Raw genomic sequence first — 23,359 nt, forward strand, 5'->3', positions numbered from 1 at the left:
AAACGGAGGAGAATCCATGAGGTCAATTTCATAGCTCATCCATGTTTTCACTTGGTTGTGGTTCAAGAGACCAATGCAGCTGGACGCGCAGACCACCAAGCGGGCTTTGCTCAAACTCGAGATGTGAATGGACAGGATCATGTATTCTTAGGCGTTCCGAAATGTTCCAGAGCGCACATCCCAACGTATCGATCGGAGGTTTTGCAATTCTGGCCTTAAGTGCAAGGATATCATCCGTACTCATTCCTTTTCCGTCATCATCTATCCTGATACAGAGCCCATGCTCAATACGTTTTATTGAGATGCGTATGAGGCCAGAATCACGCTTTTTTTCAATACCATGAATGATGCTGTTTTCCACCAAAGGCTGAATGAGCAGTTTCGGAATCGGCACAGTCTTTAATTCCTCCGGAATTTCAATCTCATAGGAGAGCCGATCCATACGTAAGCTCTGAATTTTAAGATAGTTGCGTATGATCCCCATCTCTTTTTCCAGGGTTGTCATAGGTTCGTCCAATCGCGTCGTATACCTGAAATATTCAGCCAGATTTTGTGTCATGGCTGTCACCGCTTCCTCATTGCCCAATCGCGTCATATTGTTGATAAAGAAAAGGCAATTATACAGAAAATGAGGGTTAATCTGAGCCTGCAGCTGCTTTAACACGGCTTCCCTTGCTACAATTTTCTCTTTATACACTTTTTCAATCAGATCCTCGATTTGCCCAGCCATATCATTAAATTGTCCATATAAAAAATCAAACTCGTTACTGCTCTCCCGCTGTATTCGATAAGAGAAGTCTCCATGCTTCAAAAGTCGAACACCTTTCAACAAAGCGAGGATTGGAATCTGAACTTTACGGAAGAGAACCACAATGATTGTAGTTCCTGCTATAAACAGCATGATACAAGAAGCATAGAACCAGAACTGACTGAAACGAATAGGTTGTAAAGCTCTGTCAAGCGGCATGAAGTCAATTAAATACCATCCAAGTTGGTGAGAATATACATAATTCACGATATATTTTTCACCTTTTACGGACACGGTTTCAGAACCGGAAGTTGGTTGAAGATGAGCTGCGATCTCCTTTACAATATTAGATGTTACCGGATTGGCCTGCTTACGTGTGATGGAATTCCCGTTAGTATTATAAAATACAGACTCATTCTCTCCCTGATGAGAGTTCTCAACAATATCTTCAAGGTTACTTCGAGGGAACTCGAGTCGAATAATAGTCTGAGGAATCACTTTATATTTGTAGTATTTATCTGAGGCTTCATCGTAATGCCATCCTGAATTCTTGGAGTTAAAAACAGGAGCTTTCATGCCCATCTCGGAAGAAATAATCCATTGTTTCAAAAGTATAGAGTAGATGGAGATTTTGTTGTTCCATCCTTCTGACAAACTTTGCAGATTAACTTTTGTAGCGATATTCTGAATTAATTGTACCTGCTCGTAGGAGCTCATCACGTCAACAGAACGTAACAAAGCAATGGAATTGTCTGTTTCCATCGAGATGGATAACATGTTTAACCGGTCCAGGCTTTGATCCAGCGAATTCACTACAAATTGCACACGATTGAGATTATTCGTTTTAATATCCTTCTGCACCGTATCCAGACTGGATTGAACCGAAAAGGTATACATGATAAGAACGGCAACAAGCATAATAGACGTAATTGCTACCATACTCAGAAATGTTCTGTATTTCTCTCTCAATCTGAAATCCCCCTGCCAAGAACTAAATTCACCTAATTGTAGGCTTCTCACTTCTGAATTACAACCCATTTAACTTACATATGGAAGTAAGGTTAAGAATGAATTATGTAATGTTGAAAAAGCGTTATTTAGACTCAATCACTGGCACAATATGATGATAATGAAGGAGCTTAATTTGTATGAACTGGAAACCAATTTATCTTTCTCTTTCATTCTTATGGCTGATCCTGCTCATTGCAGGATGTACTCCTAAGACGCCACAACTTGAGCCCGATAAATCGGCAGTTGTGCTGACAACAGTCAAAATGAATGAACCGACCACCGTCTATAAAAACGGCGAAAATGTTGCAGATAATGTACACATCCGCTGGGCTTATAACACACTCGGTGTAAAAATTCGTACAAAATGGAGTGCTCCAGCTGAAGACTATGATATGAAGCTTCGGCTAATGCTATCTTCCGATGACGTATTACCTGATGTTTTTACGTCGAATGTGATGGATACGGTCAACACGTTTATGCTTTCAGGAAAACTCCTGGATGCAGGAGAAGCCTGGGAGCGTTATGCTTCGCCCACATGGAAAGCAGCAATGGCAGAAGTGCCAGAAGCCTGGAAACCTTTTGAGATCAATGGAAAGCGTATGGCTATTCCGATCATTACGGAGCAAGCATCACAGTCCGTTCTCTGGATTCGCAAGGACTGGCTGGAGCACTTGAATCTCAAAGCTCCTAACAATTTGAACGAACTGGAAACGGTCATGAATGCCTTTACTTATGATGACCCGGACGGAAATGGCATTCAAGACACGTACGGTATTGATTTTGCAATTAAAGACCAGTACGTCGTCTCACCGATAGGGGATATCTCATGGGTATTCGGTGCATATGGAGCGATCCCGAGTATATGGAGCAAAAATGAAAAAGGCCAACTCGTGTATGGAAGTGTCCAGCCTCAGATTAAACAGGCGCTTGCGACATTAAAATCATGGAAAAGGAAAGGTTACATTGGTAATAACCTAGCACTTCAAGACTTTAGCCAAGTGAATCAGAACATCATTGATGGAAAAGTAGGTATGGTTGCTGGCCCCCGATGGTTTGGTGACTATCCTTTCCAACAACTAAAAGCCAAGGACTCGTCAGCCGAGTTTGTACCTTATCCAATTCCCGTTGGAATGGACGGAACCGTAGCTCGCTTAAAAGGAAACTCATACAGTGGAGCTTTGATGATAAGCCGGCATATCTCAGAAGAAGCTTTACAGGCATTCTTCAAGTATCAGAACTATTTATACGAAGCTACAATAACCGATGATCCTTTGTATCTTAGCGCTTATCAAAACGGGTACGATTATGTAATCAACTCGGATGGATCCGTAAATAGCAACAGCAAGGACATTCCTGGAGGAAAAGTAAGCACGTATAAGTACACACTTATGGGACAATATGCGAGTTATCCTTCCCGAATCAAAGCAGCATCACTGAAAATGGGCCAAGGTAAAACTCTCAATTCCCATGATCGCGCTATATTACTAAGTATGGGGATCGACCCCAAGGATGAAACACAATTTCCTGCCATGCAGGCAGATGCTGTGGAGAATCAACAGAGGCACATTGATCGCAGTAATCTGTTTCAAGGCCCTCCGACCAAAACAATGCAAGCTCGAAACACCTATTTGCAAAAAATTGAAATCGAAACCTTCAACTCGATTATTTATGGAGAGGAGCCACTTGCTGCGTTTGATGAGTTTGTACAAAAGTGGATGAATTCCGGCGGGAGACAAATTACAAAAGAAGTAAACGAGTGGTATCAATCCACGGGAGACTAGATCATTACATCGAATGATTTCCAGTGGATTACGCGAATTGACACAGGAGGTTACAAAGATGAAGGTTACGAAGCTAAAAACAAATCATATCTCCAATCCACTAGGATTCGAAATATCCAATCCAAGCTTTTCTTACATGGTTACAGATACTACGGCAACGAAACAAATTGCGGCACAGTTCGAAATCGCTCTTGATGAATCTTTTTCACAGCTCGTATTTAACAGCGGGAAGAAACAGGATATCAATCCACTTGCGTACTCGCCAAATTTGGAATTAGCTCTACGGACACGATACTTCTGGAGAGTTACCGTGTGGAATGAACGTGGGGAACAGGCCGTTAGTGAAACTGCCTGGTTTGAAACAGCAAAAATGGATGAATCCTGGACGGCCACGTGGATAACACCTGATCTGGACAGGGATATTCATCCCGTGATGAAAAAAAGCTTCGAATTAAGAGGTCCAATTACGGAGGCAAGAGCCTACATTTGCGGTTTGGGCATCTATGAATTGGAATTAAACGGGGTCAAAGCAGGGGAGGAATATCTGACTCCGCATTATAATGCATATCATAAATGGCTGCAATATCAGACATACGATATTACAGATTTGCTGCGGGTAGGTACAAATTCCGTGGATGTGCGCCTGGGTAACGGCTGGTACAAGGGTCGTTTTGGTTTCGAAGGTGACACAACAGCCAATTTGTATGGGGATCATTTTGCTTTGTTGTCGGAATTCGTGATTACTTACGCCGATGGTACGGAAGAAGTCATTCCATCGGACCTGTCTTGGCACGCCACTCGCTCCCATGTACTGGATGGCAACATCTATGATGGAGAAATTTATGATGCCACACTGGACGTGAGTGAAACCTATTCAGTTCGTGAAACCGATCTGGGATATGAACGTCTTCAAGCCAGAAGAAGTCTACCGGTAGTCATCAAGGAAACGATAAACCCTGTATCTGTCCTAACCACACCAGCAGGTGAAACCGTGATTGATATGGGACAAAATATGGTCGGCTGGCTTCAATTCCGCACTAAAGCACCACACGGAACAATGATTCGCTTACAATACGGCGAAGTATTGCAGGAAGGGAACTTTTTTCGTGAGAACCTTCGGTCAGCCAAAGCGGAATACGTATATACCGCAAATGGTGAGGAAGCCGTTGTCCGTCCATACTTCACCTTTTACGGCTTCCGCTATGTCAAGGTAGAAGGATGGCCTGGGGATCTGGATCTGAATGATTTTACAGGCTGTGTGGTTTACTCCGATATGGATCGCATTGGTTATTTAGAGACCAGTCACGCCGGCGTTAATCGTCTGTTCCAAAATGCACTTTGGGGGCAAAAGGGAAATTTCCTGGATACGCCTACAGATTGCCCTCAGCGGGATGAGCGTATGGGCTGGACTGGAGATGCACAGGTCTTCTCAGGCACGGCTAACTTCAATATGGACACGTATGCTTTTTTCAATAAATATGGTTATGATTTGTGGAAAGAGCAGGAGGGTCGGGATGGAATGGTTCCAATGGTCGTTCCTGTGGGCCGAGTGCAGGGCGGTGGCTCAAGCGCTTGGGGAGACGCGGCAACGATTATTCCTTGGAATACGTATGTACATTCCGGAGATAAGGCCATCCTGGAGCAACAATTTGATAGCATGAAAGCATGGGTAGATTACATCAAACGTTCAGACGAAGAGTCTGGGGGAACACGTCTCTGGACAGTGGGTTTCCACTTTGGTGATTGGTTGGCACTAGACGGGGATAATCCCGATTCCCCGATGGGCGGGACAGATAATTTCTTCATCGCTTCTGCATATTACGCGTACTCCTCGGACATCGTTGCCAAAGCCGCGAAGGTGCTTGGCCACGATAAACTTGCCGCCTCCTACGAAAAGCTGGCCCAAGAAGTTAGAGCAGCCATTCAAAATGAATTTTTCACAGCAAACGGGCGTTTGGCAGTGGATACGCAAACCGCATATGCGGTCGCCTTGTATATGGATCTCATACCCGAACAGTATATAGCGCGAATTGAGGAAGATATTCGCATGCGTTTACGCAAAGATCAAAACCATCTGAAAACCGGGTTTGTTGGCACGCCATATTTGAATCGTGTTCTGTCAGCACACGGAAGTAATGATGTGGCTTACACACTCTTGCTTAATGATGATTACCCAAGCTGGCTGTATGCCGTTAATTTAGGAGCTACAACGATTTGGGAACGGTGGAATTCCATCTTACCCGATGGGAACATTAGCGAAAGCGGTATGAATTCGTTGAATCACTACGCTTACGGTGCGATCGTGGAATGGATGTATCGTCACATGGCTGGCATCAATCCAGCTGAAGATCGGCCTGGTTTCCGTCATACCGTGCTTGCGCCAATGCCAGACTTCAGAATTCAATGGATAAAAGCCCACATTGATACGGCAGCTGGAGCTTACAGAAGTGAATGGAAATTTGACGAGCAAGGCAAATTGTATTTAAGCTTCTCCGTTCCCTTTAATGCGACAGCAACAATTAAGCTGCCACGCGCAATTATTGACCATGTCATCATGAACGGGATTGTACTATCAGATGCCGGTCTTCCGGTATTACAGGGTGACCATGAAGTCTGCATTGAAGTAGCCAGCGGCAATTACGACTTTAATTATATGCCTTCTACTCCATACAAAGAAACACTGAGTACACGCACACCTCTCAATGTGTTGCTTCGTAATGAAGAGAGCCGGAGTATGCTACAAGAGCTTTCACCTACGCTTGGTTCCTTGGATCCTTCAATCATTGGCCCTATGGGGGAAGCAAGCATATGTGAGCTGTCCAGTTATCCTTCGTTCAACACACCGGAGGAAGAACTGGATAAGTTAGATCTCAAGTTGATGACGATTCAACTGATTTAAAACCTTGATTAATATCGATTATTCTAAGCGCACAACATATTCTTGTGCGCTTTTCTATACAAAAAATGATCAATTTATCAAAATTTGAAAGTTGTATACGTGCGTGATAGAATTTATATCGTATTGATATTATAACTATCATTTTGAGAAGGAGAAGTGAAGTTATGTTTACGCATGGAAATAAAAACGAGTATCAATCCAAAGTTGATTTTATGAATCAAGCATTTATTCAGAATCCTTTCCCCGTATACGAGCATTTGAGAAAGGATGACCCTGTTCACCGTTTCCTTTTACCTAGCGGGCATTTTGCCTGGTTAGTAACCGGCTACGAGGATGTTTCAACGATTTTGCAAGACCATCAGCGTTTTGTAACCAATCCTCCTTATGTGCAAGAGTCCGATGGTTTCGTCCCCCCTCATCAGGAAATCATCTCACGCAACTTGCTCAGTGTCTCCCCTGAGGATCACCGCCGATTAAGAAGATTAATCCAAAAAGCATTCACTCCACGTATGATTGAACGCCTAAGGAGCCGCATCTATGAAATCAGCAACGATTTACTGGATCAGGTTTTGGCAAAAGGGAAGAGAGAGATGAATCTGATCGAGGACTACGCATTCCCTTTACCGATCATCGTCATCTGTGAAATGTTGGGCGTGCCTCACAAAGATCAGATTCAATTTCGCGAATGGTCCAACATCATTATGGAAGGCTTCAACAATCCCGAGCTGAACGAACAGAGTGATCAAGTCATGCGTGCATTTGTAGAGTATTTACAGACACTGATTGCAGATCGAAGACAGTCACTTCAGGAAGACTTAATCAGTGATCTCATTACTGTCGAGGAAGAAGGGGATGTTTTATCCGAGCAAGAATTATATGCCCTTGTATTTGTATTAATTATCGCTGGGCATGAAACGACTGTGAATCTGATTGGAAACGGTATGTTAGCCTTGATCGAAAATCCAGCACAGAAACAATTATTGTTGGAGCAGCCTGAACTTATAGGGCCAGCTATCGAAGAAATTCTGCGTTACAATGGCCCTGCTGAAGTGAGTAACATTCGCTGGGCTACAGAAGATGTGGAGTTCGGTGGCAAACACATTCGTAAAGGTGAGATGTTGTTTGTGTCCTTTTCTTCAGCGAATCGTGATGAGCTTCACTTTCCTGACCCGGATACATTCGATATCACACGGAAGGTAAACAACCACCTCGCTTTTGGTAAAGGTGTTCACTTTTGTCTTGGAGCACCACTTGCCAGACTTGAAGGAGAAATTGCAATTCATGAACTTCTGCGTAGAATGCCGGATATTCAATTCAAGGAGGAGCCCGAACCATTAAAATGGCGCCCCGGCATGATTATTCGTGGATTGTATGAATTCCCGGTTCGTTTCTGAATCCGTATATTCAACAGCATACAGGTCGTTAGACTGCAATTGAACCGCGATCACGCGGTTTTTTTGTTTGGAATGATTTCTTTTGATTTCGCTATTTTATCTTTGTATAGCGTTATAGCAGAGCCTCTCCCTGAAATCTACAATGGAAGTATCCCTTTTTCTTGAAACTACATTTATAAAAAAGGAGACCTGCACGTATATGAAAGTTCTATCGTATGACTTGAGCAATATAAATGTTACCCTGACTGCCTATCTGCTGGATTCATCACCCGAGATGCCGAATATGAAACAGCGGCCAGCGGTACTTATCCTCCCTGGCGGAGGGTACAGAGCCTGCTCTGATCGGGAGGCTGAACCGATTGCGATGGCCTTTTTGGCCGAGGGATATCAGGCTTTTATTTTACGTTATTCGCTCAATCAAGATGCTGCGTTTCCACGACCTCTGAACGATGCAGAAGAGGCCATGAAGTTAATTCGCACACATAGTGCAGAATGGGACATCCATCCGCAAAAAATTGCTGTCTGCGGTTTCTCCGCAGGTGGACATTTGGCTGCAGCACTAAGTACGATGGGTTCTGTTCGTCCTGATGCTTTGATTCTTGGCTATCCTTGTATTCTCGAAGAAATGAGTGCGATTTTTCCAGTCCCTGTTTCAGGTGTAGATCAGAAGGTGGATCAGCTGACACCACCGACATTTATATTCCATACATTTGATGACAAGCTCGTACCTGTGCGTAACTCCCTTGCGTTTGCTGATGCTTTGACTCGCCAAAACGTACCTTTTGAGATGCATATTTTTCCTGCAGGTACTCATGGACTGTCCCTTGCCCGTCCACAAACGTCAATGGGTCTGATCAGCATGGTGGAGCCCTCCGTTGCACAATGGTTTGGTTTATGTACAAACTGGATGACCCGTGTATTCGGAGAATTTGCTGCAGATCTCGAGCATTTACCTGAGGAAGAGGTGCTGGAGTATAGCCTGGATGTAAAACTAGGGGCGTTATGGAAGAATGACAGCTGTAAAAAGTTGATTCTTGCTGCTATGCCGGAGATTGGAGAGGAACCTCATCCGGATGCCATGGGGGTACCACTGGGTGTAATTATAGAATATGCAGGGGACGTATTAAACAAAGAAAAGAAAATACAACTGAATGATTCTCTGCGACAAATTCCGGTATTTCATTCTTAAAAACCGCTATAACAGCGAAGTACATTCATCTATTCCAATATAAATTGAAGGATTGCAAGTTTCGACATAAAATGATAGTATTCATATTGCAATGATAGCAACACTATTAAAAATAGAAAAATCCAACCACATGGAGGATCACATGACTAACTACAATGAGAACATCAAAATTTCGGAATTATTAAATAACGCGGAGGCAACTGCACTTCTTGCCAAACATCTGCCAGAATTTATTAACGAACCTTCCTTCAAAATGGCTTCCCATTTTACACTTGACCAACTTGCCGCTATTCCTCAGGTAGATTTGCCTGAAACGATTTTGGCTGCATTGAAAGCAGATCTCGCTAATGTAACTTTTGTAGAAGAAGAGGCTTCGAGAGCAAATCAAACAGTAAAGAAAAAATCAGATTCTCTGGCTGGGAAAGTAATTACGATTACGGGAGCGGGTAGTGGCATTGGTAGAGCAAGTGCAGTCCTTATGGCTTCAAGAGGAGCTAAATTAGTACTGGTTGATTTTAATGAAGCTACGGGAAATGAAACTCTTGAACTGGTGAAAGGGCAGGAGGGAGAAGCCATTTTTATTCAAGCAGACGTATCCAAAGAAGGAGATGTTCAGAACTATATTCAAAAAGCGGTAGAAACGTTTGGCAAGATTGATGTAGCATTTAACAATGCTGGCATTATCCAAAAATTCCAACCCTTCCATGAAATATCATCGGACGAGTTCTCGAGAATTATTGATGTCAACCTGAAGGGGATTTTCCTCGGTATGAAGCATGCGCTCAAGGTGATGGATCAACAAGGTTATGGCCATGTGATTAACACAGCCTCCACAACGGCAATCCGCGCAGAGCACAGTTTGGCTGCGTACACAGCAAGTAAACATGGTGTTGCAGGTTTAACAAAAGCAGCAGCCATTGAATACGTAAGGAAAGGAATTCGTGTGAATGCGATATGCCCTGGAGGTGTAGCAACTTCACTCACAGCAGCTGTGCCACAAATGCTTCAGGATAGCGACTATATGCCGGAAGAATTCCCTAATATGCGTATTGGACGTTATGCCGATCCCGAGGAACTTGCTGAGCTTGTGGCATTCCTCGCATCAGATGGATCGAGCTACATGACGGGTTCCATAATTGTAGCAGACGGCGGGCTTACGCTCTAACACCTAAATCAATACGTTCAACAGCATTCAACAATTAACCCACAAGGCCATCACTCTCAGAACGCGATGGCCTTTTAGTTTGTTCGAATTCGATACCTAACCATGGGCGATGTTATTTCGAAAATTTCATACTGCGTAAATTCTGTTTAACGATCCGCTAGAGGCGGTTCCTGATCGATCCAGTTCCATTCATTGTTGGTCACAAAAATAGTAAGCGCTTGCTCGAATGCAATGTTGGGATTATAGAATGCAAGCAAGACCTTGGCATAATCCATGCATTTTTCGTAATTCGGATGAGCGATGAGATCATTAGTCATTTCTACAAAACCTTCCGGTTTATTCGTTACTTCAGAGACGGCATTCATCAGACCTTTATGGCAGGGAAACAACTGGTGATTTATCGCCAGAATTGCCCGACCGGCAAACAAAACTAAATTGCTAACAGCATGGGAGAGCAGATAAGGATTGTTTTTTTTGACGGCTTCTCCAGCAAAATAGAAAGCGTGCAAGTAAATTTCCGCATAAAAATCCATTATATTTTTCTCGCGATTGTGCTCCGGGTACACAGGGATTCGCTGAAGAAGTTCATCCAGTTGCGGAATGGTTGAATACACGGCCTTAGAACCCAAGAAAGAATACCTTGTAGGTTCACTGCCTTGTGCAGCAGCGAGTTCCAAAAAACGATAATTGATAATCTTGCCGTCAATATACCCTTCAGGATAATCACAGATCTCATGATTGGTATATGATAGCTGATGCTGCAATTTTCTCTCTTCAAAAGAATCATCTGTAACGACGATGTAAACGTCAATATCCGAGTTTTCTCTGGCTTTACCTTGAGCGATTGAGCCCGCCGTTATAATGGCTCTGATCGTAGGATCAGGTTTTAAAAGCTCGACCAATTGATTCAATGCGATCTGATGATGCTGAAACATAAAAAAATCACTCCTGTATGATTTGATAACTTCATCTAACTTCAAATTTACAGAAGCGAACGGATAAGATATATAGTGGATTACGCCAAATCCTGCAGTTGATTAAGCAATTCACTCTCATTTTGAATAATAAAGAGCATTTTATTATATATTTTCTGACGCTGATTCACGGGATCGCCGGAAAAACTACTTTTGATGGACTGATGCATGATAGCATCCCATCTTCTAGCAAGCTCCAAGTATTGTCCTCCAATCGTGTGGAGCATGTCTTCCTGAGATAGTTCATGTAAATAAAAGATAAATGACGCATATCTAAGTCTGGCCAATGAAAACCTCATCCATTGAAAGATAGCGTGTTGTGTATCTACTTTTGGATCTGAAATAATGATTCCTTCCTCTGAATAAGCCTTGGCAAATTTCTCTAAGTTCCGAATACTGTTTTGCATTGTTGGGACGCTCGTTTGATCATATAAACTGGAAGATAGCAGTCCTTTCCAATCGTTGTGAGAAAAGCAGGGATCTGTTTTACTAAAGGTAGCATAGTAAAATGAGATGTCTAAAAACAATTGGAGCTCCATCTCCATATTTTTTTTTCCGTAATACGCATCCACCAACATTATTTTCTGGTCTTTCTGGTCTATGCCTACAGCAAGACAGGAATGCCGTGCATGCGTTTTGAGATACCCGTCAGACCATGGACAATAGTACACATCAATACCTACCAGTACAGCCATGCCGGCATCTAACTCTGCCTGCAACATGTCTAGAAATGGCTTTTCATCCTCGCTGCTGTTCAGCGTAGTCCCACTGAAATTTCTGTCTCTAAAATCAACTTGTATACCATGATAAGTATTCAGATAACTCAGGTTTAAACGGGGATAGACGATGCGATCTAGCAAAAGTTGTTGTGAATCAGCATCGTACTCAAAGACACATGCATCTGCGTACATCGTTCTCATATCTCTACCTAGCCAATTAGAAACCGTTTTGAAGTGATCATCAATACAAGACGTTACTTGAAAGGGGGGATCGAAACTTTTGAGTGGTTGTATATCTAACATGTTTTATCCTCCCGAAGTAGTGCAGCAGAACCACCTATGTACTGCCGATATGCCCCTGGAGTAGTTCCATAGTGTTCTCTAAATAATTTGTAAAAATATTTCATGTCATCAATGCCAATGGCTTGAGCAATTTTTTGAACACTCCAGTTTGAATACTCCAGCAGTTTACAGCTGTATAACATACGAATGTGTTGTAACATCTGAATGTAACTGATACCCGTTTCTTTTTTAAACATTCGTTGAAAGTTTCTTGTACTCATTGCAACAAGCTTGCTTATTTTTTCAAGTGTGAGTGTATCCCTACAATGGGCTCCCATATATTGAATTGCTCGGTGTATTGAAAAATTCTTGATCTCGGTCTTTCTGTACAGTTTATGCTGATTACTATTGTAGAGAATGTAGAATAGTTTACTCAGTAACTGGCATTGAGTAGCAGCTAAATATGGTGCGGTACGAGCCTCCTGTTGATGTAACATTTGTCTGAATACATTGCGAAATTCATTACGCCGCTCGACGAACATTGACCAGGTGAGTCCTCCACGAAAAAATGACTTCTCCAAAAACGGCTTATAGAGACAGTTCATAATATATAACGGGGCCTGTTCTTTCAAATCCAGTGGTTGAAAAACATGTGATACACCAGGGGGGATAACAAACAAGTCACCTTTGGAAACCAGAATACATTGATCCCCGATCTGATGAAGCCCTTCTCCTTCATATACATAAGCGATTTCAACAAAATCATGGTGATGTAGCATCGTAAACGGCTCTTCTTTTGTCAGCTTCAAATGGACGGGGCTAAAGGAGTCAAAAAAATACTCTTCTCTAAATACGATTGAATCGTGCATGATCAGATTTCCTCCGCTTCGTAAGTCATTTGGTAGGAAGCACTGCTTACGGACAGTATATCTGTATTTTTTGGCGTATTCAACCATATATTGGATCACTCTATCTTGCTAGAATTGAGTTCTACACCACTTATAAGTTGTGAGAGGGGAGTGATCATTTTCGATACTTCTGAACAAATGATGCCTCATAAGTCCAATGATCGCTTTAGCAAACTTGGAATTTATGGCGTCCAAGGAGTCTTTATTATTCTGTTCTTGTTATTATCCCCCGTCTACTATTTGAACAAATGGGACTTTAAACGTCACAAAAAGCGGAAGCCTTTCTACACCAGTAAATTGGTTCGACTGCAAGAGCGTTATCCGATTTTCTACGAATTAGCCATGTACGTTCAAAATTTCCCGATTCCTCGTAATGTCTATAAAGTTTTACCCCCTTTAAGGGGCGATGTTCTTCAGGTGGGCTGTGGTACAGGTTTATTGAACAAGTACCTTCGCAAGCAGAAGGATATTCGTTTCCTCAACATGGATCCGAATTTAAATGCACTAAAACTTGGAAAGAAGTGGGGAAGGTTTGATTCTTATATTCATGCCTTCATTGATAAGCCGACTCCTTTACCAGATCATAGCTGCGATATGATTTTGTTTGCACGAAGCTTTCATCACATTCGTTATCACAAAAAAGCCTTCGTAGAGAGCTGCAGACTGTTACGTGACGGTGGATCCATCATTATTGCGGACCCGGTTGTGCTCAAGTCTCTTTCAGGTTCTGTAACGGACGGCGGTTATATGGCGAACTCTTCGATTGATGGTGTAATTTGGAGATTTACCAAAGAAACATTAATTACTCACATCAAGCGCTGTCTTCCTCCTGAATTAAAGATTGAATCCGTGACCGAAACGAGACAAGTGCATGTAACGAATTACAATTTATTTGTACCCCAGACGGATATCGTGGTGGTACTACGAAAAAGGGAGACTGTAAAAAATGACAACTAAAATTATTGAGATCATAGCCGAAATCAAGGAAGACCCAAGCCTGGTTAACAAGCTGAACGAATCCTCTGATCTAACTCATGATGCAGGAATGGATTCACTGAATATTATCAATTTTATTTTACGTATTGAAGAAGAGTTCGATATTGAAGTTGATTTTGATCATTTCAGTCTGGAGCATCTGCAATCCGTGCGGAAATTTTCGCAATTCATCCATCAGATGGCCAGCGTATGAATTTTGCTCTACATTGTGGATCATTTGAAGCAGAGCGGTACTGGCGCGATTCCCGTCTTGCTTCTATTCCTGCCATACAAAATATACAAACAAAGAAGATTACTGATTCCATGGACGAGCTTTTGTTTGTCTTTTGTAAAACCGGAGACTTGTTGCTTACGCGCCATGTTATGGACTCCGTTCAACATGATTACATTCGCTCGATCGGATATGACATCCATATGAATCGAAATCCATGGTTTACCGCAGAAAGGGAGAGCGAAATAGATCACTTAAATGTCTTTGAAATCATGAATCTCTCTGATGTTACGGATCAACTACTATCTTGCTTCTCTTTGGAAAAAGCAACCTTGGAAGCGTTTGCGGCAATACCTGGAACACTAGCTTTTGCACAAAAGTATCATCTTGCATCCCATTATCCCGAGCAAAATATTGTACAGCGAATTAATGCTAAATCGTACTCACTTGAAATGCGCGATCGGCTGAACCTGCCGAATGTCGGCAGAGTCGTCGAGGGGAGGGAACAACTACTTGCGATCACCAGAGAAATGCTTTGTGACGGAGCTGTGCTATTAAAGGATGAGTTTGGTGTGTCCGGAAAAGGGAATTTCGTCATTCACTCCGAAAAAGCCTTGCTTCGTTTGATCAAGTATCTGGATAAGCAAGCTGCACAGGAAAAGTTGATTCGTTTTGTCGTAGAACCTCTACTGGATCGTAAATTTGATTTCTCTTGCCAACTTTATATCCATGAATCGGGCGAGGTTCAACTCGTTTCTTTTCAACAACTTGATAATCATGGATACGCATTCGGTGCTTCACATACGATGAGTGAATCGTTTAAAGCGCATCTGTATGCTTCAGGTTACACGGATCAAATGTTAGAAATCGGAAGTTTATTATACCAGGACGGCTACTTTGGCGATGTTTGTATCGACTCTATGATATTACAAGATGGTTCAATAGAGCCTCTGGTTGAAATAAATGCCCGAAAATCCATGAGTTTAATTAAACACGGTGTAGATAGCTTAATTAGCAATCCACAGCTGCATAGTAGCCTGGTACAGTTCAATCTCGAAGTTCCTGCCCGTTTCCAATATGAGCACTTGCTTCAAAATTTAAATCAACAGCAGATCTTGTACACCAAAGAGAGGGGAATGGGCATCTTGCCACTCTCCTCGGGAACACTTATATCTTCTTTGACAAATCATAATTTGAATGAACGTACCATGGGACGACTTTATTTTGCAGTCATTTACGAGAGCCAGCAGCATATGCAAAATCTAGTTGCCGGAGTTAACCAGTCATTGCTGGATTCCGGGCTAAACTTGATTACGTAACCCAAGTTTGTCGGGATTCCAAGCTTATTATGCTAGGGGAGACGGTGCGAATGGGTCAAAAGATTACTATATTGTGTTCCGGTTTTGGATTGGGTTTCTATATCCCGGGGTTACTCATCGCTAGAAGGTTACAACAACTCGGTCTGGAAACCTGCATTGAAGTATTTGAAAACGTGATGGAGGAAGATAAGCAGTTCAAAACAGACCAAAACAGACAGGCTTATCGTGAAAATTTCGCTGTCGCTCTTGCGTCACAACGAATACCTGGAGACATTCGCCAAAGTCTAAACTTCGCTGCAGTAGAGTCTCTACTTGTCCAGTGGCTGAAGGAAGGACGTACTCGATTTATCGTGTTGTCCGGGCACTGGGTCCACGTGCTGAATATGCTGCGTGAACGAACAAAGGATGAAATTGACGTGGATCTGTTGTATGTGGACTCCAGTCTATCTCCCTCATGGAAACAATTACTGAAGCTTAATCCCAACTATGCCTCATTTTATCGGGAAGTTCCGATGTATCATCCAAACAGGCTTGAGATGATGTATCGACTCAATGTGGATGACAAGCCGCCGGTCCCATACAAAGAACGCGCAAGTCGTCTCGTTATTCATGGAGGAGGATGGGGCATTGGAACCTTCAGGGAAAAGCTTCGTCAGCTCTTGGACACTGAACATGGGTATGACTTGGATATTGTAGCATACACAGAAGAAGAGGTCTTCCCTTCAAATACGCCAGGTTTACGCTATATAATGAATGATCCTCATTGGCGCACATGGTTCAGAGACGAGTCTGGTATGCATACATTTCCTCCATACGTTGTTACGGATTCTGGTAAACCTTTTGTTTACAAGACTCCCTTTGAGCATCACGGACTCTATGGATTGGTTCGCCAAGCCATGGCGGTTGTATCCAAGCCTGGTGCAGGGGCTTTGATGGATTCTTTAGCATCAGGCACACCACTCATTATGCTTGAACCATTTGGTGAGCATGAGAAGCGTAATGCATCCATCTGGGAGGAAAATGGGTTTGGCATACCGTACAACGTATGGGCTGAGCAAGGCTACTCCAAAAATCTACTGGCACAACTTGCTCATAATCTGATCTCTAGACGAGAACAGATTCAAGATTATCCCACAGAATATATGAGCCGCTTCATTCATTCCGAGAAGGAGGCATTACATGCAGATCGAATCCACAATAACCATGCCAAAGCTTGATGTCTCATTACCCAAGTGGGTTTTTTTACAACTGCTGGAGAGCTGTAATCTTCGATGCAGAATGTGTTACGAATGGGGAGAGAAAGGCCCTTATCGTGAGTATAAGGTTTTAAACCAGTTAAGCATTGATGTGATTCGTGATATTATCGCAACCTGTAAACCCGCCCAACCTTACTACGAGCTCTACGGAGGGGAACCTCTCTTGCATCCTCAAATTGGTGAAATCCTTCAGGCCATTCATGAAGCAGGAAGCAAAGTTCATTTTCCGACGAATGGAACGCTTTTGGAGAAACATGCAGAGATGTTAATTCAGTATCCGCCTGAACGGATATGGATTTCACTTGATGGTCCGGAAGAAATTAATGATGCTCAGCGTGGTAAGGGTGTGTTTAAAAAAGCTATTCGCGGAATCAACAAACTGCTTTCCTTAAGAGAACAAGCAGGAAGTGCGTATCCGCAGATCGGTATTAGTACGGTCGTTACACCTGCAAATCACCGGCATCTGGAACGATTTTTCTTTGAATCCATTGATATCTCCAAGCTGGACTGCATCAGTATTGAGCTGCAGGCTTATATAACGGAGGAAAACCATCAACAGTATAGCGGGATTCTCAGAAAAGAATTTGGAGTACAAGAGGCACCTCTATCCAAAGGATTTATCTCTGATCCAGCCATTTTTTCTGACATGGATGCGGGTCTGATTGAGAAGCAAGTTCAACGTCTAGCTGAATTTTGCGAAAAAAATAACAAATATATGAATACGTATCCTCAACAGATGTCAGAAGATAACATCAGGAAATACTTCACCGCTAACTGGCATTCGATGACGCATATCAAAAAACGCTGCCCTTTTCCGTGGATCAGTACAGAAATTAACGCCAGAGGTGATGTTACGTCCTGTCATGCTTATTATGATCTTACGCTGGGCAACGTTAATGACGAGAGCATTGCTACGATCTGGAGAGGGGAAAAGTACAAGCAATATCGGCGTTATCTTCGAAAGCATCTTTTGCCTATATGCCAAGGATGCTGCCTGTTTTATAACGAAAAACCGTAATAGGCAAAAACGCGGCCAAGTTTTTAACAAAATCTCAGTCTGAAAGGAAGAGATATGATGCAGCCTAACAGTCGGGTAGAAATGGATGATAAATCATTTGAGATTTTGAAACGGACGATGAGAAATGTGGTTATTCCGCATAGAGAGCGAAAGCTAAACCCTTCGTTTAAGTTGGACATGCCCGAAGTGGTTGCATTGAAACTGACCAATCGATGCAATCTGCGATGCAAGCACTGTTACCAGTGGAATGAGTCGGGCTATCATCACGATATGGACAAAACGGAACAAAATATGGACATGGACCTTGCTGTTTTTCAGCGCGTATTGGAAGAAACTCATAATACGAAGTCCAGACTATATTTATGGGGTGGAGAGCCGCTTTTCCACCGGGATATTCGTGGTATTCTCGACTTTCTTGAAAAAGACCCCCGTGAAACAACGATTTGTACTAACGCATACCTGATCGAGAAGTTTGAAGATGAGTTGTGTCGTATCTCACCTCACCTTGAGTTACTTATTGCCATTGAAGGGTTTGAGAAAGAACATGATCTGATACGTGGAAAAGGATCCTTTGACAAAGTGATGAAACAGATCGACCGGCTGATGGAACTACGTAAAGAAGGAAAGTTTCAGGGGAAACTATCGATACACACGGTCATTAACGACAGTATGATTGGTCAACTACATCCATTAATGAAATTCTTTGAAGAAAAAGGGATTGATCTGGTTTTATTATGCTTTCCATGGTATATCTCGCATGAAACATCGGCAGAAATGGATACCTTTTTTCAGGAAAAATTCAATTGGCTTCATCCGATGGACCAGCAGCACCGCAGCAGCTGGCATGCTTTTAAATATCACATCAAACCCGAACATATCCCAGCACTAATGATGGATCTCAGGGCAATTAATGAACATACATGGAAAACACGGATTCGATACCAGCCTGGACTGGACTTTGATGAAATCGAAGATTTCGTGAGTGGTCGTTCAATGACTTCACGCTGTGCTTCGAATTGTCTGGCACTGAGTACAAGAGCAGATATTACACCGACAGGCAATGTAAGTGCCTGTAAGTTTTTCTCCGAATTTTCTGTAGGCAACTTGCATGATCAATCATTATCGAATATTTGGCATTCCAAAGCTTATGATCAAATACGAACCACATTAGGAAAACAGTTGTCACCCGCCTGTTCAAAATGCAATGTATTATACCTGCATGGCTCATCGTCGCTGACTCATATATGAACGAGCTCAACAAAAAAACTTGCCGGCTTGGCATACTTGGCAGTGCAGCTATTGTTAGCCGTGCTATTTTGGATGTCATCCCTTATGTACCACAGGTGGAAGTAGTAGCCATAGCTAATCGTACCCGCTCGAAGGCACTTCACCTGGCCCAACAATATTCCATACCCCATGTCCTGCACACTCTTGAGGAGGTACTGGAGCATCCTCATGTTGATGCCGTTTATATTGCACTTAGCAATGATCTCCATATGGAATGGGTTTTACGTGCACTTAAGGCTGGCAAACATGTGCTTGTAGAAAAACCTGCAGGATTAGGGGAAGGGGAGGCCCGACAACTTGCGAGTGCCCTGAATCAATCTCATTCACTCGTCTTCATGGAAGGGATAATAACTGCACATCACCCCTGGCAATCTGCTCTCAAAGCCATTGTGAACTCCGGTCAATACGGCTTGTTACATCGGACAGAAACCCGTATTAGCATTCCAGCATCCAATAGTCATCGTGATAATTATCGTAGTGTGAAACTCAAGGGCGGAGGCTGCTTTAATGACCTTGGTTGTTACTGGCTTCAATGGATACAGCATCTTGTAGGTCTAGAAGGAAGTCAAGCTTCAGCTTTTTCTAATTTTGATGGCCCGGATGGCTGTGACTGGACGTTTCATGCCAAACTTCGATATGGTAATGGGTTGGAAGCGAGTGTTTTGACTTCATTTGAGCTCCCATATAAAGCCATGCATACGCTTTATTTTGAGCGGGCAACAGTGGTTGTCCCGAACTTTTTCAGACCATTAACAGGTTTCTACAGCTTGAAAATTCGTCTGAATGATTCTAATCCGCATACTTTTTTAAAACAATTTGAACCCATGAATTATTATGTAAATCAACTACAGGAATTCGCCGAACGCTGTCTTCACCCAGATGATGGACAAGCTGAAGGATATTTAAGTATTGAACGAATGAAATGGCATCAAACGATTATGGATTATGCACAGCAACACGCAGCAATGAATCGCGAAACCGGAAACGGAGGGAGTCACTTCGAATGAAAACAGTGATTCTATGTGGAGGTTTAGGTACAAGACTTGCAGAGGAAACGAGAGTACGCCCTAAACCTATGGTTGAGATCGGTGACATGCCCATTTTGTGCCACATTATGCATATCTATAGTTCGCAGGGGTTTCACGAGTTTGAGCTCGCTCTGGGATATAAATCTAATAATATTAAAAAGTATTTTCTGGATTACCCGTTTTTATATAACGATTTCTCGGTGAGTCTGGATCAAAATCAAACCGATTTACTAACAGCAACCAAACTGAACTGGAAAATCAATCTAATCGATACGGGACAAGCCACAATGACCGGGGGAAGAATAGCGCGATTGAAACAGCGTCTACACGGTGAACCCTTTATGTTAACTTATGGCGACGGTATAGGAGATATCGATCTTCATAAGCTGATCAGCTTCCATAAAAGTCATGGCAAGCTTGTAACCGTAACAGCAGTTAGACCCAAAGCCCGCTTTGGCATAATGAAATGTCAGGATCGTACAGTAACTTCCTTTCAAGAGAAGGGACAGTTATCTGACGAATGGATAAACGCAGGTTTTTTTGTTATGGAACCAGAGGTATTGGATTATATCGATGGAGATCAGACAGAGTTAGAGCGCCATGTATTACCAGAACTTGCTCATCAGGGGCAATTAATGGCCTATTATCATGAAGGTTATTGGGCGTGTATGGATACGATTCGGGACAAACAGGAATTGGAACAATTATGGGAGGAAGGGAATGCACCATGGAAAATATGGGGTTAGATTCAATAGAATATGACCAATCTCGTACATTCAACCTTAAGTGGCAGCCTGGTTTCTTCGGAAATGAAATCATTGAAGAAGACTTGAACTATATAACTCAAAAATTGGAGCAGAGATATTTATTCTCAGGATGTCGGTTTTTAATTACCGGAGGTGGAGGGTTTATTGGTTACTACCTCGTGCTTGCCCTTTTACATATAAACAGGTCAGGCACACCGATTAAACATATTACTGTTTTGGATCGTTTTCCTAAAGGAATTCCTACATGGCTTGAACGACTTCAGGCCGTAGGAGAGCCCGTGACTGCAGTTGTCTTTGACGTGACTACGGATTCATTTTCTGATTATATCTCAGAGACTGATTATATCTTTCACATGGCATCCATCGCATCACCATCATTTTACCGGAAGTATCCGCTGCGTACGCTGGAAGCTAATGTATTTGGCCTGCAGCGCCTTTTACATAGTTGTCTGTCTCACCAACCGAAAGGCATATTATATTTTTCAAGCAGCGAGATTTATGGTAATCCCGATCCAGGGCATATACCAACCTCAGAACAATACAACGGTAATGTTGCTACCATTGGACCGCGGGCTTGTTATGATGAGTCCAAACGGATGGGAGAAACGATTTGCTCATTGTATCATCAAGAGCATCAGCTCCCGGTGCGTATTGTTCGCCCCTTCAACAATTATGGTCCCGGGCTTGAGCTGAGTGATCAGAGAGTTGCTGCTGACTTTGCAAAAGCGATTATAGAAAAGCGAGCAATTGATATTCTATCCGATGGTACGCCAACCCGAACGTATTGTTACATCGCCGATGCCATCGTGGGGTATTTTAAAGTGATCACTCATTCTGAATTTGATGTATTTAATATTGGAGCCGATTGCCAAGAAATCAGCGTATTCCGGCTGGCACAACTATTTGCTGAATGTTCAAGGGAACTAACAGGGTATTTTCCTGCACTTACATATCAAGAATCAGCTGATCCCCATTATTTGACTCATAACCCACAACGAAGATGCCCCAGCATTGAAAAAGCGAGACAAATACTGCGTTTTAATCCTGAAATCGGATTAGAACAAGGAATTCGGCGTTACTTGATCAGCTGCGGGGTGGGAAGATGAATGAGCGAGATTTCATAAATATTACTGTTGTTGGATTAGGTTTTGTTGGACTAACTGCCGCGCTGGGGTTTGCGGAAAAAGGCTATTCGGTAAAGGCATATGACTCGGATATCTATAAAACAATAGAATTGAGCAAGGGAGAACTTCCATTTCATGAGCCAGGTTTATCCACTATGCTGAACAAACATTTGAATGAAAATTTAGTACTGTGTGACAGTCTGGAGGAATCCCTTTCCGATGCTAAAATGATTTTTATATGTGTTGGTACTCCTTACCTTGAAGGGACAGGTCTTGATCTGTCTATGCTGCTTAATGTGGTTAAAGACGTATGTCGATTTTCATCTAAAGATCCTTATCCAAGCATCATAGTCAAATCAACTATTCCCCCAGGCACGATGCGCACCAAGATCAAGCCAGTTATAGAGGATTGCGGACTTCGAGTTGGACAAGACATCGGCTTGGCATACAATCCGGAATTTTTGAGAGAAGGTAACGCTTGGGATGACTTTATGCATCCTGATCGGATCATCATAGGTGAATTAGATGGGATAACGTCAGATTTACTTGTAAAGCTTTATGAAAGTTTTTCTGTGCCATATGCCCAAGTGAGCGCAGAAACAGCAGAAATGCTCAAATTTTCTTCCAATGCATTGCTCGCAACGATGATCAGCTTCGCAAATGAACAGGCACTCATTGCAGAACATATAGGACAGGTGAATATACCTGAGTTATTCCATCTCTTACACATGGATAAACGGTGGTCAGGTTCTCCGGCTGGAATGGTTAATTATGTTTATCCCGGCTGCGGATTTGGAGGATATTGTCTTCCTAAGGACACTCTTGCTCTGAAAAATACGGCAAGTCAATATGGTGTCGATGCTAAGATATTGAACGCTGTTATGGAAGTAAATCTTGATATATCTGAACATACGGTCAGAAAAGTAATCGGACGACTAAAACACCGGGATGAACAAATCGGCATACTCGGTTTAGCTTTTAAACCTGGCAGCGATGATGTTAGGTACTCCCCCGCAGTAGGGATTATCGAAGCACTTCTGGATGAGGGATGCACCAATCTCTCTGCTTATGATCCGATGGCTATGAGGAATTTTGAAGAGCACTACAGTCTTCCATTAAAGATGGCAAACTCCCTGGATGAAATCGTAGCAGGTAGTGATATTTGTGTCATTGTTACTGCCTGGCCAGAGTTTCAGACTCTAACCGATCATGCAAACGACATTCGGATAATAGATGCAAGGTATATGCTAACAAACAAAGAACCTGCTTTATATAGTGTTTAA

The 23,359-nt window shown here is 42.6% G+C and carries 19 protein-coding genes; 15 read left to right on the forward strand and 4 right to left on the reverse strand.

Features of this window, described 5'->3' with window-relative positions; all coding sequences use genetic code 11:
* Nucleotides 1-28: 28 nt before the first annotated feature.
* On the reverse strand, nt 29-1,717 hold the full coding sequence (locus tag FS818_RS08000; protein WP_186375435.1) for a histidine kinase: 1,689 nt from the start codon (nt 1,715-1,717) through the stop codon (nt 29-31).
* 179 nt (nt 1,718-1,896) lie between these two features.
* On the opposite strand from FS818_RS08000, the gene FS818_RS08005 reads away from it, so the two are divergent.
* The 5 genes from FS818_RS08005 (at nt 1,897) to FS818_RS08025 (ending at nt 10,187) form a co-directional block, all read left to right on the forward strand.
* On the forward strand, nt 1,897-3,540 hold the full coding sequence (locus FS818_RS08005; RefSeq protein ID WP_145331181.1) for a type 2 periplasmic-binding domain-containing protein: 1,644 nt from the start codon (nt 1,897-1,899) through the stop codon (nt 3,538-3,540).
* A 58-nt stretch (nt 3,541-3,598) separates the two neighbouring features.
* Nucleotides 3,599-6,439: an alpha-L-rhamnosidase gene (locus tag FS818_RS08010; RefSeq protein WP_145331183.1), complete on the forward strand. Its 2,841-nt coding sequence runs from the start codon at nt 3,599-3,601 to the stop codon at nt 6,437-6,439.
* Between the two features lie 164 nt (nt 6,440-6,603).
* The gene (locus tag FS818_RS08015) at nt 6,604-7,833 is read left to right on the forward strand and encodes a cytochrome P450 family protein (RefSeq protein ID WP_145331185.1); all 1,230 of its coding nucleotides are present in this window, start codon (nt 6,604-6,606) and stop codon (nt 7,831-7,833) included.
* Between the two features lie 199 nt (nt 7,834-8,032).
* Nucleotides 8,033-9,022, forward strand: a complete 990-nt coding sequence (locus FS818_RS08020) for an alpha/beta hydrolase (RefSeq protein WP_145331188.1) — start codon at nt 8,033-8,035, stop codon at nt 9,020-9,022.
* Nucleotides 9,023-9,434: 412 nt separating this feature from the next.
* The gene (locus FS818_RS08025; RefSeq protein ID WP_260989867.1) at nt 9,435-10,187 is read left to right on the forward strand and encodes an SDR family NAD(P)-dependent oxidoreductase; all 753 of its coding nucleotides are present in this window, start codon (nt 9,435-9,437) and stop codon (nt 10,185-10,187) included.
* Between the two features lie 146 nt (nt 10,188-10,333).
* Here FS818_RS08025 and FS818_RS08030 read toward each other — a convergent pair whose 3' ends face one another.
* The 3 genes from FS818_RS08030 to FS818_RS08040 all read right to left on the reverse strand — a co-directional run bounded on the left by FS818_RS08030 (nt 10,334) and on the right by FS818_RS08040 (nt 13,031).
* The gene (locus FS818_RS08030) at nt 10,334-11,122 is read right to left on the reverse strand and encodes a nucleotidyltransferase domain-containing protein (RefSeq protein ID WP_145331190.1); all 789 of its coding nucleotides are present in this window, start codon (nt 11,120-11,122) and stop codon (nt 10,334-10,336) included.
* Nucleotides 11,123-11,202: 80 nt separating this feature from the next.
* Nucleotides 11,203-12,183: a BtrH N-terminal domain-containing protein gene (locus tag FS818_RS08035; RefSeq protein WP_145331192.1), complete on the reverse strand. Its 981-nt coding sequence runs from the start codon at nt 12,181-12,183 to the stop codon at nt 11,203-11,205.
* On the reverse strand, nt 12,177-13,031 hold the full coding sequence (locus tag FS818_RS08040; protein WP_186375436.1) for an AraC family transcriptional regulator: 855 nt from the start codon (nt 13,029-13,031) through the stop codon (nt 12,177-12,179). Before FS818_RS08040 ends, FS818_RS08035 begins: the two co-directional genes overlap by 7 nt.
* A gap of 114 nt (nt 13,032-13,145) precedes the next feature.
* Between FS818_RS08040 and FS818_RS08045 the strand changes: the two genes are divergently transcribed.
* From FS818_RS08045 to FS818_RS08090, 10 genes are all read left to right on the forward strand, one after another.
* Nucleotides 13,146-14,027 (forward strand): class I SAM-dependent methyltransferase, encoded by an 882-nt coding sequence (locus FS818_RS08045; RefSeq protein ID WP_145331195.1) that lies wholly within the window; start codon nt 13,146-13,148, stop codon nt 14,025-14,027.
* On the forward strand, nt 14,017-14,259 hold the full coding sequence (locus FS818_RS08050; RefSeq protein ID WP_145331197.1) for an acyl carrier protein: 243 nt from the start codon (nt 14,017-14,019) through the stop codon (nt 14,257-14,259). The genes FS818_RS08045 and FS818_RS08050 overlap by 11 nt, the downstream gene beginning before the upstream one ends.
* Nucleotides 14,260-14,480: 221 nt before the next feature.
* Nucleotides 14,481-15,596 (forward strand): ATP-grasp domain-containing protein, encoded by a 1,116-nt coding sequence (locus FS818_RS08055; protein ID WP_145414309.1) that lies wholly within the window; start codon nt 14,481-14,483, stop codon nt 15,594-15,596.
* A 50-nt stretch (nt 15,597-15,646) separates the two neighbouring features.
* A complete protein-coding gene (locus FS818_RS08060; RefSeq protein WP_145331201.1) occupies nt 15,647-16,813 on the forward strand; it encodes a UDP-glucuronosyltransferase in 1,167 nt (388 codons plus the stop codon).
* Entirely contained in the window at nt 16,776-17,870 is a 1,095-nt protein-coding gene (locus FS818_RS08065) for a radical SAM protein (RefSeq protein WP_260989807.1), read from the forward strand. The genes FS818_RS08060 and FS818_RS08065 overlap by 38 nt, the downstream gene beginning before the upstream one ends.
* A gap of 57 nt (nt 17,871-17,927) precedes the next feature.
* Nucleotides 17,928-19,118 carry a radical SAM/SPASM domain-containing protein gene (locus FS818_RS08070; protein ID WP_145331203.1) on the forward strand — a complete coding sequence of 397 codons (1,191 nt, stop codon included), beginning with the start codon at nt 17,928-17,930 and terminating at the stop codon, nt 19,116-19,118.
* On the forward strand, nt 19,070-20,164 hold the full coding sequence (locus tag FS818_RS08075; protein ID WP_145331205.1) for a Gfo/Idh/MocA family protein: 1,095 nt from the start codon (nt 19,070-19,072) through the stop codon (nt 20,162-20,164). Before FS818_RS08070 ends, FS818_RS08075 begins: the two co-directional genes overlap by 49 nt.
* Entirely contained in the window at nt 20,161-20,931 is a 771-nt protein-coding gene (gene rfbF / locus FS818_RS08080; protein WP_145331207.1) for a glucose-1-phosphate cytidylyltransferase, read from the forward strand. Before FS818_RS08075 ends, rfbF begins: the two co-directional genes overlap by 4 nt.
* Complete coding sequence (locus FS818_RS08085; protein ID WP_186375438.1) at nt 20,913-22,058, forward strand: NAD-dependent epimerase/dehydratase family protein; 1,146 nt, start codon at nt 20,913-20,915, stop codon at nt 22,056-22,058. The genes rfbF and FS818_RS08085 overlap by 19 nt, the downstream gene beginning before the upstream one ends.
* On the forward strand, nt 22,055-23,359 hold the full coding sequence (locus tag FS818_RS08090) for a UDP-glucose dehydrogenase family protein (protein ID WP_145331211.1): 1,305 nt from the start codon (nt 22,055-22,057) through the stop codon (nt 23,357-23,359). The genes FS818_RS08085 and FS818_RS08090 overlap by 4 nt, the downstream gene beginning before the upstream one ends.

It is taken from the genome of Paenibacillus xylanexedens (assembly GCF_007680605.1).
In the GTDB taxonomy this organism is placed as follows: Bacteria; Bacillota; Bacilli; order Paenibacillales; family Paenibacillaceae; genus Paenibacillus; species Paenibacillus xylanexedens_B.